This is a genomic window from Bradyrhizobium sp., assembly GCF_036009065.1.
Classification (GTDB): Bacteria; Pseudomonadota; Alphaproteobacteria; order Rhizobiales; family Xanthobacteraceae; genus Bradyrhizobium.
This window is the reverse complement of record NZ_DASYMN010000352.1, coordinates 1-10,008: the sequence shown is the minus strand read 5'-3', so window position 1 is coordinate 10,008 and position 10,008 is coordinate 1. Positions and strand designations below refer to the sequence as shown.

Here is a 10,008-nt window from a genome sequence, read left to right as displayed (position 1 = left end):
GCTACGACTAGAGCCCTAAAGGCTTCGGTGGGCATCGATCCGATCGATCGGCGACCCGGTTCGGGCGGCCACCCGAACCGGGCCATTCCTCAGGGAACGACGCCAGTATAATCTCTCGCGCTTATACAAGGGTGGGCAAAGGCGCCCTTGCGCCGTGCCCACCATTTGATCCGGGGTGCACGGCTGAATGGTGGGCATGCCACCGGACGCATTCGCGTCCGGTGACTTTGCCCACCCTACGAACTTGATGACGCGGGAATGCGGCGGGCGGGCCGGGTTAGCGGCCGCCGCAATAGGAGATGCCGCCACCGGCCGACGCACACGCTCCCTTCAGCGCGGGCCAGTCGGCAGACAACCTGGCAGCGGGAGTTGGCGCCCCTCCATTCAGAACGTCCAGATTGGGATAATAGAACGCGAACAGGCCCGGCTCCTGGATGGCAGCCCTCATGGTCCCGTCCGGATTGAAGTCGTTCTTGGGATTATACCCGGAGTCGCGCAGATTTTTGCTATAGAGGTCGCCCGCGGAAGCTTGCGCGAATACCGGCGTCGCCGCGGCCGCGGACAGCAGCACGGCCGCTGCAAGAGCTTTGAATGATATCATTTTCGTTTCTCCTGTGTGGATCGATTGCAGACCCGCGTCGGACGAGACGAATTGATCACGCTTCGCGAGGGAAGCGTGCTGTCTGGACTGCGCGCTATCTGCTTGCAGCATCCGGTGCGGATACCTGATGCTTGATGTAGGCAGACCGCACGCCGGTCCCATTAAATTCCACTTCAATAAACTCAACTCGGCTTGAAACGCGCGTTACAGAGGTGGTCGCATGCGGACCGGCATTCGCGCACAACAAAGCTGATCGCGGCGCGACGGACGTCGTGACGAAATCAGGCCGCGGGAACACGGCGAAGAGCTGCCGGCAGGCCTTGCCACATCGCACGCTGATCCGGCGAGGTTTGATAAAAAGCGTTGGACTCGACGGCTGCGGTTTTTCCGTGCGACATTTCCCAGGGCATGGAGGGCGGCGCGATGGATGAGGTATCGATCAACACGGATACCGCGGGCAACCAGGATCAGCCCGCCATCGCCGGATTTCGCGGCACCCAGTTTGCCGTGGTCTGGGCGGACCACGGCACCGGCGATATCAAGGGCCAGTTGCGTGGCGTGAACGCGGTTCCGAGCGATAAGTTCAGCGTCAACTTTCCCGCAAGCCCGGGGACCAAGCGCCAGCTCCCGGCGATACTCGAAACCGGCCTCGGCCTTGCTGCCGCGTGGATCGAGCAGCTGCCTGGCGCGCCGGCGCAGGTAAAACTTCGCATCTTCGACGCCGATACGTTGTCGGGACCGGAAAGCCAGGTCTCGACCGCGGAGGTTGAACCGCTGATACGGCCGGCGCTGGCGCGGCTGGCCGACGGCGGCTTCGTCGTGGTCTGGGCCGACAAGCGCGCGGACCAGCGCATCCGCGCGCAGCGCTATGGTTTTGACGGGACGAAAAACGGTGCCGAGTTTCGCGCCAATACCATCCCCGGCCTGCACCGCGTCCCGATGGTCGCCTGCCTTTCGAACGGAAATATCGTCATCGCATGGCGGGCACGGCTTCCCGGGCCTCTGCTCGTTCACCTGCAGATGTTCGATGCGAACGGGCCGGTCGGCGCTGAGCAGACCACGGCGCTGGACATAACGGAGGCCGCCATCGCCGCGCTCGATTCCGGCCGCTTCGTCATCGCCCATGTCAGGAGCGCGCTCGACGGCGAAGCCGGCTTCGACACCACGGTCGCCCAGGTGAGCGTGTTCGAGGGCAATGGCGCGTTCGCCAATATCCGCTTTGCCGCCACGAGCAGCAGCCGGATCCGATCCTCCTGGCCGACGCTGGTGCCGCTGTCCGGCGGTCGCTTTCTGCTGACCTGGACTGAGGTGGATGTCGATAACCCCGCCACTGGTACCAACGTCGCGGCAAGAATTTTCTCAAGCCAGGGACCGATCGGTCGCGCGATCCAGGTCAACACCTTGACCGGCGGGCAACGATTTAGCCTGAGCGCCGCCGCGACCTTAGGCCCCGACGGCGAGACCGGCTTCCTTGCGTGGGCGGACGACAGCAACGCCGGCCCCGACAAGTCGGGCCGCGCGGTCGAAGGACGGCCGCTGACGATACCCGCGGGAGGGTTTTAGAGCCGCCACACCGTCATTGCGAGAGCAAGCGAAACAATCCGGCGCTTCGGACAGCAAGACTGGATTGCTTCGTCGCAAGTGCTCCTCGCAATGACGAACGTTAGGCCGGCTATTTTGCCGTTCTAGGTTTGACCCTAAGGGCTGTCCGGGCTGCTATCCATTGCCATTACCTCCATGCTATCAATTGATGCGAGGTGCAGCTGAACGTGAACAACCAAGCCAATGCTGATCCGAGGATTGAGCTCGTCGAACAGGGCGGCGAAGTCACCTTGCTGTTCGACGATCGACAGGCCATGCAGGCCTGGGAACGCGACTTGATGTTTGCCTCCGGCGATCTGCTCTGCGAATTCGGGTCGAATTTTCTGGAGGTCGGTTTGGGCCTCGGTCTCTCAGCGCTGCGGATAGCAGAGAATCCCCGGGTGCGACGGCACGTCGTCGTCGAGAAATACAAACGGGTAATCGACCTGTTCAGGGATCGGCACCCAAGCCTGCCCAGCACGCTTCAGATCGTGGAGGCGGACTTCTTCGATTACATACACGAGGTGGAACCGGCCAGTCTCGACGGCATATTTTTTGATCCGTTCTTGCCGGCCGAGATGGGAAAAGATGAAAAGCTGTGGCGCGAGGTGACGCCGCTGATTGTGACCGCCCTGAAGCCGGGTGGTGCTTTCATTCCGTTCTTCACGACGCGGCCGGAACTCAAGTGGCCTTTCTGCGAGTACTTCGATCGCATCATGGTGCAAAGGCACTGTTTTGAGGCTTATCCGACGACAAGATATACGCATGGCACTTCCGGCAATGCGTACATCCAGTGCTTTATTCGGTAGTCAGACTGACCAGCTGTGAATGCGCGATGACCAAGGTCAGGCCGGCCGCTTCTTGCCCCGCGCGCGCCTGGGCAGCAATGACGGCCATTGCACGATGTGATCTTCCAGATCGGAGTCCGGAATTTCGTTCTCCGTGCCCTGCACGCGTCCGCGCACCGAGACGCCGGCTTCATGCACGGTGTTGGGATCGCCGGAGATCAGCGGATGCCACCAGTAGAGATCGCGGCCCTCGGCCACGAGGCGATAGCCGCAGCTCGGCGGCAGCCAGTTCAGGGTGCGGACATTCTGCGGCGTCAGCCGCACACAGTCCGGAACCTGGTCGGAACGATTCGGATAATCCTTGCAGGCGCACAGTCCTGCATCCAGCAGCCGGCAGGACACGTGGGTGAAATAAATCTTGCCGGTGTCCTCATCCTCAAGCTTTTCCAGGCAGCACCGCGCGCAACCATCGCACAGCGACTCCCATTCGGCGCTGGACATCTCCTCCAACGTCTTGGTTTTCCAAAACAATCCCTCTTGGGCCGAGGGCGGCTTGGGACGGGTGGTCATTATATCAGGTGTTTCCGGGCGCTGGCAGGTCCGACTTCTATGGGCTGTAACCGTGGCGACGCAAGGGGTTAGCTCCGATGGCGGCTTCCCGCATTAGCCGTACGGGGCGAAATTGCCAGCACGGCCATTGGTTTATGCCCTGTGCTCGGCTAGAAACAGGCTGGAAAGCCTTCGGTCGCAAAAGCGCCTTGGGTTTGCCGCAACACTTCCGCAAGACGCTTAGGGGCGCCCGCTTGGGGCGCTATAAGCGCTGCAAACCGACCAAGGGTCCCGGTGCGCCAGATCGTGCCATCGCAATGGAAGAAAAAGCTCCGGCATTTCATGCTGGACCTCGATGCGCGCATCGACTCCACGCTGTTCTCCTCCGGCAAAGGCGCGCGCGAACTTTTTGAGCGCTTCTCCACCTTCATGGACCGCTTCTATGTCGGGCGCTGGAAGCGCTGGGTCTTCATCGAACCGTTGTCGGAAGCCGCCACCATCGGGCTCGGCGGCTTGCTGCTGATGCTGGCGCTGGCGGTGCCGGCGTTTCGCGAAACCGCCGACGACGACTGGTTGAAAAAATCCGATCTCGCGGTGACCTTTCTCGATCGCTACGGCAATCCGATCGGCAGCCGCGGCATCAAGCACAATGATTCGATTCCGCTGGAGGATTTTCCCGACAACCTGATCAAGGCCACGCTCGCCACCGAAGACCGGCGCTTCTACGATCATTTCGGCATCGACATCGCCGGCACCGCGCGCGCGCTGGTGACGAATGCGCAGGCCGGCGGCGTTCGGCAAGGCGGCTCGTCAATCACGCAGCAGCTCGCAAAGAACCTGTTCCTCAACAACGAGCGCACCATCGAGCGCAAGGTCAAGGAAGCATTTCTGGCCGTGTGGCTGGAAACACGATTGACCAAGAACGAAATCCTGAAACTCTATCTCGACCGCGCCTATATGGGCGGCGGCACTTTTGGCGTCGATGGCGCGGCGCATTTCTACTTCAACAAGTCCGCGCGCGACGTCAATCTCGCGGAAGCCGCGATGCTGGCCGGGCTTTTCAAGGCGCCCACAAAATACGCGCCGCACATCAACCTGCCCGCCGCGCGCGCCCGCGCCAACGTGGTGCTGGACAACCTCGTCGACGCCGGCTTCATGACCGAGGGCCAGGTGTTCGGCGCCCGGCGCAATCCGGCCAACGCGGTGGACCGGCGCGACGAGAATTCGCCGAACTATTATCTCGACTGGGCGTTCGACGAGATGCGCAAGCTGGTCGACACCTTTCCGAAATCCTATGTCGAGCGCGTCTTCGTGGTGCGCACCGCGATCGACATGAACGTCCAGCGCGCGGCCGAAGAGGCTGTCGAAACCCAGTTGCGGCAGTTCGGCCGCGACTATCATGCGACGCAGGCGGCGACCGTGGTGGCAGATCTCGACGGCGGCGTCCGCGCGATGGTCGGCGGGCGCGACTACGGCGCCAGCCAGTTCAACCGCGCGGTCGACGCCATGCGCCAGCCCGGCTCATCCTTCAAGCCCTATGTCTATGCGACGGCACTGCTGAACGGTTTTAAGCCGACCTCGATCGTGGTCGATGGTCCGGTCTGCATCGGCAACTGGTGTCCGCAGAATTACGGCCACTCCTATTCCGGCTCGGTGACGCTGACGCAGGCGATCACCCGCTCGATCAACGTCGTGCCGGTAAAACTGTCGATCGCGCTCGGCGGCAAGGTGCAAAATCCGGCCAAGGCCGGCCGCGCCAAAATTGTCGAAGTGGCGCGCCGCTTCGGCATCAAGGCGCCGCTGCTCGATACGCCGTCATTGCCGATCGGCTCGGCCGAAGTATCCGTGGTCGAGCACGCGGTTGCTTATGCGACATTTGCGAACAAGGGCAAATCGGTCACGCCGCATGCGGTGCTGGAAGTCCGCACCGGCGCCGGCGATCTGGTCTGGCGTTTCGACCGCGACGGCAAGAAACCGCTGCAGGCGATCCCGGCATCCGTCGCTTCCGACATGGCCGGCATGATGAGCCACGTCGTCAGCGAAGGCACCGCGCGGCGCGCCGCGCTCGACGGCATTCCGACCGCAGGCAAGACCGGCACCACCAACGCCTATCGCGATGCCTGGTTCGTCGGCTACACCGGCAACTTCACCTGCGCGGTCTGGTACGGCAACGACGACTACTCGCCGACCAACCGCATGACCGGCGGCTCGCTGCCGGCGCAGACCTGGCACGACATCATGGTCGTCGCGCACCAGGGCGTCGAGGTGAAGGAAATCCCGGGCGTCGGCATGGGCACGAAGCTGCCGCCGGCGGCGGGACCCGTTGCCGCCAACGCCGCGCCAAAAATTCTCGAAACAAAACCGGGGCCGCCGCCGATCCTCACCAAGCGCGGCGCCGACATTCTGGTGCGCGTGGAGAAACTGCTCGACGACGCGGCCAAGACCGCGGGCAACACATCGTCGAGCGATCCAGTCAAACCGGCCAAGCCGGTTTCATCCGGCGCATTGGCATTTCCGGACAGCTTCGCGGCGGCGGCGCCGGGTGAACCGGCAGCACCCTCGCCGCGCAAGAACTAGAGCATGATGGTTCGAATCGCCACGACGCGCAGTTCACCTTTCCCCGCAGGGGAGAGCATAGGCCGCCTTCGGCGGCCGTTCTTGCTGAAGAACGCCGAAGCGAAGCTTCGGCTATGGCGCATCGCCAGATGCGCGTCGGGTGAGGAGCTTCCCGGCGAGTCCGGATGCGCGGAAAGGCCCCTCACCCGAAGCCTTCGCTGGCGCTCCGTCTTCGACCTCTCCCCTTCGGGGAGAGGTGAGAAGGAGCCGCTTCAACCTGAATACAGCAAGAACTGACCGTGCGGCTGCTGCTCTTCACCTTGCTGGCGCTGGTCATCGCCACGGCCGTCGGCCTCGGTGCGACATGGATGACCGCGACCCGCGGCACCGATCTCGGCACGCTGACCATCGGCGCATGGACTGCACGGCCGCGCACCGGCACCGCAGAGGTTGATCCGTACTCGCGCGCGTCGATCGCGCGCAGCGGCGAGTTGCCGGTCGGCACCGGCGACGGCGTGGCGTTCTCGGCAACATCAGACGACCGCAAAAAACCGCTGGATGGGCGCTGCGACGTGGTAGTGAGCGGTGTCACACCTGCGGCGCGGTTCTGGACCTTGACGCTGTATGATTCGAAAGGACATCTCGTCGCCAACTCGCTGCAGCGTTACGGCTTTACCAGCCAGGAGATCATCCGCAGCTCCGACGGCGCATTCGAAGTGCGGGTAGCATCAAGGTCGCGTTCCGGAAACTGGCTGCCCACCGGCGGCATCGAGCGCTATGCGCTGATGCTGCGGCTCTACGATACCCCGGTCGGGGTCGCGACGCGGACGCAGCGCGACGCGCCGATGCCGAGCATTGCGACGGTGGGGTGCCCATGATCCGCCTGCTGTTCGCGATCATCGGAGGCGTGCTGCTCGGCGGCGTCGTGCATCTCGTCAGCGTGCTGGCACTGCCCCGCATCGCCACGCAGGACGCCTATTCACGGCTGACGCCGCTGACCAAGCTGAACGCCGTGACTGCGCTGCCGCTGGCCGGCCCGAACGGCGCGCCGATGCCGTTCATGGATCCCGCATTCGCGATTGCGATCTGCCGCTACGACCTCTCGACCGGGCCGATCAAGCTCGCGGTCCCCGTCAGCCAGGCCTACACGTCGGTGTCGTTCTATACGCGTAATGACGTAGCTTATTACGCCATCAACGACCGCTCCGCCGGACGCCGGGTGATCGAGCTCGACCTGATGACGGAAGCCCAGCACGCCGAATTGCCGGAAGACGAGGACGTCACCGCGGCCGACCGCCTGATCATCGATTCCCCGACCGCAACCGGCCTGATCGTGCTCAAGGCGCTGGCGCCGGAGCCCGGCCTGATGCCGCAGGCGCAGGCCACCCTCGCGGCCTCAAGCTGCAAGGTGCAGACCGAGCCGCCGGTGAAACAGGCCGAGCGGCCGCAGGCGAAGCGGTGATCCTACCACTACCGTCATCCTGAGGAGCGCCGTCTTCGGCGCGTCTCGAAGGATGGGCCACGGGCGCGTGCTTCCATCCTTCGAGACGCCGCGCAAGAGCGCGGCTCCTCAGGATGACGGAGAGGGTGTTACCCGCGCGTGCTCAAGGCGCGCCCTGTGACCGGCGCCGATACCACCGGCGGATTCGCGGTTCGCGCCGCGAGTTCGCCGATCAGGCGGTCGGCATCGGCCGCCATGTTGTCGGGGGCCTGGATCACCAGCCGTTCCAGCGCCCAGCGGTAGGATGAAATCCGCTGCTCCAGGCATTGCTGCACCCACTGCACGATCAGCGTATTCTCCTGCATGCGCGCGATCGCATCGGCGCGTTCGCGCGGCGACAATTCCGAAACCAGATCGAGGCTGGCGTTGCGCTTCTTGTCGAGATCGAGGACCTGGACCGCAGCGCCGAAAAACGGATCGAAACGGGTGATGTCGTTGCGCACGTCCTCGATCAACTGGTTGTAGCGCGAGGTCTGCGAACGGTGCGGCTCATCGATCAGCAGGCGGCCATAGGCGGTGCGATCGAACAATGGCGCCTGCCGCCATGGCGCCGGCAGCGGCTGGTAGTCGCCGAACACGGTCTTCCAGGCCGGGCGCGAATGCGGCGGCTCGATCAGCGGATAGGCAAGATCGCGCAGCAACCGTTCCTTGTCGGTGAGCTGGTATTGCGAGGCGCGGAGGCCGACACTTGCCGTGGCTTCGATGCCGACCCAGCGATGCATGTCGTCGTTACGGGCATTCTCGCGGGTGCGGCCGAAATCGCCGCCGGCGCAGCCGCCGAGCATCGCCGCCGCGACAAGCGGTATCGCAACCAGAATTGCGGGAGCAAGCCGAAGCCTTGTCCGGATCTGTGTCGACATCTCCGGCATGAAGAATGTCCGGTGTCAGGAACGTGCCCGGCGGCGGCGGCGGCGGCCCGGCGCCGTCCCCTCTTCCGGCCCGCGGCCGCCATCGGCGTCGCGCTCGATCCGGACGACGGGAAGGATCAGGATGGTCCCCATGCCTTCGCGCTGGGCAGCACCCGTGCTTGAGCCCAGCCGCCGCGAAGCCGCATCCGCCGGGAATTCAATGATGGCGCCCATGTCACTCTCTCCTTGCCGCATCGCCTCGATGTGGCGGCGGCAGGCCTCATTAAGATCAGGGCATGGTTAATGGCGTGTTAATTCGGCGCGGCGCGATCAATCGCAACGTGATGTGTTGCAGCGATGCGATTGCCTACCAACAGAGGGCGGCATTCACGAGTTGTTTTCCTTAACGCGATGTTAAAGCGGCCCCCTTAAGATCGCGCGAAGGACACCTCAGTCGCGTACCCTGACATGACCATACCTCCATTATTTCCGGGCTTTGACGGGTTGATGACGCTCTCGCGCCGCGAGGGCGTCGATATCCGCCCCACGCTGCTACGGGTACTGACCGACCTCTATGTTCAAACCGTTGCGCATACCGGCGACGAAGAGCTGCAATTCGTCGAGCTGACTTCACGGCTGATCGACCAGGTCGACGATGCCACCCGCGCGGTGGTGCGGGCGCGGCTTTCGGTCTATCCCAACACGCCGGTGCCGATCATGAATAAACTGGGGCTGCAGCCGCCGAGCCCCGATCAGCGCGTTCCGCTCGCCCGCGGCATTCCCGAACCGCCGCCCGCCCCCCCGGCGGTGAGGCCTCCGACCGAGGCCCAATTGCGGATGACCGCGCTGTCGATGCAGCCACAGGACGCCGCCGAAATCAGTGGCATGTTTTTCGCGGCCGCTGCCTCGGAGCGCGCGCTGATCCTGCACAATCTTGGCGAGGCGCCGCTGAAACCTGCCGCGCGAATTCCCGCGCCGCGCGCGGTGCGCGCCATCGAGACGCTGGAGATGGCGGCGTTCGCCGCCGACATCGAAAATTTTACGCTCGAGCTCGGCGAGGCGCTGATCCTGCCGGCGCGGATCGCGGCGCAGGTGGTCAACGACCCCGGCGGCGAACCACTGGCCTGCGCCACCAAGGCGCTGGGGATGCCGAGCGCCGTGTTTCAGCGCGTGCTGCTGTTTCTCAATCCCGAATTCGGCACGTCCGTCAACAACGTCTACCGGCTGTCGCGCCTCTACGACCGCCTGAGCGAACGATCCGCCTTGATCATGCTCGCGGCGTGGCGCGGCGCGACCGTGGCGGTGACACGCGCGAAATATAAGCCGGCACTTTATGACGACGAGCGTCAGCGCGCGCGCATCGCGCCCGCGCAAACCCGCCCCGCGGTGCAGCCGGGCGCCGATATCGTTGCGCGCAATAATGCGAGCGGTTCGGGAAGCTAAGCCCACACCTCTCCCCGCTTGCGGGGAGAGGTCGAAGCCGGAGCGCAGCGAAGGCTTCGGGTGAGGGGGACTCTCCACGCGCGCGGACTCGCGGAGAGTCCCCCTCACCCGGACCTCTCCCCGCAAGCGGGGAGAGGTGAT

10 protein-coding genes are annotated in these 10,008 nt (G+C 64.2%); 6 read left to right on the top strand and 4 right to left on the bottom strand.

Features of this window, described 5'->3' with window-relative positions; all coding sequences use genetic code 11:
- Positions 1-277: 277 nt before the first annotated feature.
- Positions 278-601: a hypothetical protein gene (locus tag VGP39_RS21560; RefSeq protein WP_327570125.1), complete on the bottom strand. Its 324-nt coding sequence runs from the start codon at positions 599-601 to the stop codon at positions 278-280.
- 423 nt (positions 602-1,024) lie between these two features.
- Between VGP39_RS21560 and VGP39_RS21555 the strand changes: the two genes are divergently transcribed.
- Positions 1,025-2,164, top strand: a complete 1,140-nt coding sequence (locus tag VGP39_RS21555) for a hypothetical protein (RefSeq protein ID WP_327570124.1) — start codon at positions 1,025-1,027, stop codon at positions 2,162-2,164.
- Positions 2,165-2,370: 206 nt separating this feature from the next.
- Positions 2,371-2,991, top strand: a complete 621-nt coding sequence (locus VGP39_RS21550) for a class I SAM-dependent methyltransferase (RefSeq protein ID WP_327570123.1) — start codon at positions 2,371-2,373, stop codon at positions 2,989-2,991.
- Positions 2,992-3,027: 36 nt separating this feature from the next.
- On the opposite strand, the gene VGP39_RS21545 is transcribed toward VGP39_RS21550, so the two are convergent.
- Positions 3,028-3,540: a YcgN family cysteine cluster protein gene (locus tag VGP39_RS21545; RefSeq protein WP_327570122.1), complete on the bottom strand. Its 513-nt coding sequence runs from the start codon at positions 3,538-3,540 to the stop codon at positions 3,028-3,030.
- Positions 3,541-3,813: 273 nt separating this feature from the next.
- Between VGP39_RS21545 and VGP39_RS21540 the strand changes: the two genes are divergently transcribed.
- The 3 genes from VGP39_RS21540 to VGP39_RS21530 all read left to right on the top strand — a co-directional run bounded on the left by VGP39_RS21540 (position 3,814) and on the right by VGP39_RS21530 (position 7,537).
- Positions 3,814-6,096 (top strand): PBP1A family penicillin-binding protein, encoded by a 2,283-nt coding sequence (locus VGP39_RS21540; RefSeq protein WP_327570121.1) that lies wholly within the window; start codon positions 3,814-3,816, stop codon positions 6,094-6,096.
- Positions 6,097-6,374: 278 nt separating this feature from the next.
- Positions 6,375-6,953, top strand: a complete 579-nt coding sequence (locus VGP39_RS21535) for a DUF1214 domain-containing protein (protein ID WP_327570120.1) — start codon at positions 6,375-6,377, stop codon at positions 6,951-6,953.
- Positions 6,950-7,537 (top strand): DUF1254 domain-containing protein, encoded by a 588-nt coding sequence (locus VGP39_RS21530; protein WP_327570119.1) that lies wholly within the window; start codon positions 6,950-6,952, stop codon positions 7,535-7,537. Before VGP39_RS21535 ends, VGP39_RS21530 begins: the two co-directional genes overlap by 4 nt.
- 128 nt (positions 7,538-7,665) lie before the next feature.
- Here VGP39_RS21530 and VGP39_RS21525 read toward each other — a convergent pair whose 3' ends face one another.
- Positions 7,666-8,445: a hypothetical protein gene (locus VGP39_RS21525; RefSeq protein ID WP_327570118.1), complete on the bottom strand. Its 780-nt coding sequence runs from the start codon at positions 8,443-8,445 to the stop codon at positions 7,666-7,668.
- 15 nt (positions 8,446-8,460) lie between these two features.
- Positions 8,461-8,658, bottom strand: coding sequence for a hypothetical protein (locus tag VGP39_RS21520; RefSeq protein WP_327570117.1), 198 nt, complete (start codon positions 8,656-8,658; stop codon positions 8,461-8,463).
- A 234-nt stretch (positions 8,659-8,892) separates the two neighbouring features.
- On the opposite strand from VGP39_RS21520, the gene VGP39_RS21515 reads away from it, so the two are divergent.
- Positions 8,893-9,867, top strand: coding sequence for a DUF2336 domain-containing protein (locus VGP39_RS21515; RefSeq protein ID WP_414644759.1), 975 nt, complete (start codon positions 8,893-8,895; stop codon positions 9,865-9,867).
- Positions 9,868-10,008 lie beyond the last annotated feature (141 nt).

Excerpts from the sequence above, each read along its gene's own strand:
- VGP39_RS21515 (WP_414644759.1), top strand. The coding sequence starts at position 8,893 with ATGACCATACCTCCATTATTTCCGGGCTTTGACGGGTTGATGACGCTC.
- VGP39_RS21525 (WP_327570118.1), bottom strand. The coding sequence starts at position 8,445 with ATGCCGGAGATGTCGACACAGATCCGGACAAGGCTTCGGCTTGCTCCC.
- VGP39_RS21530 (WP_327570119.1), top strand. The coding sequence starts at position 6,950 with ATGATCCGCCTGCTGTTCGCGATCATCGGAGGCGTGCTGCTCGGCGGC.
- VGP39_RS21520 (WP_327570117.1), bottom strand. The coding sequence starts at position 8,658 with ATGGGCGCCATCATTGAATTCCCGGCGGATGCGGCTTCGCGGCGGCTG.
- VGP39_RS21560 (WP_327570125.1), bottom strand. The coding sequence starts at position 601 with ATGATATCATTCAAAGCTCTTGCAGCGGCCGTGCTGCTGTCCGCGGCC.
- VGP39_RS21545 (WP_327570122.1), bottom strand. The coding sequence starts at position 3,540 with ATGACCACCCGTCCCAAGCCGCCCTCGGCCCAAGAGGGATTGTTTTGG.
- VGP39_RS21555 (WP_327570124.1), top strand. The coding sequence starts at position 1,025 with ATGGATGAGGTATCGATCAACACGGATACCGCGGGCAACCAGGATCAG.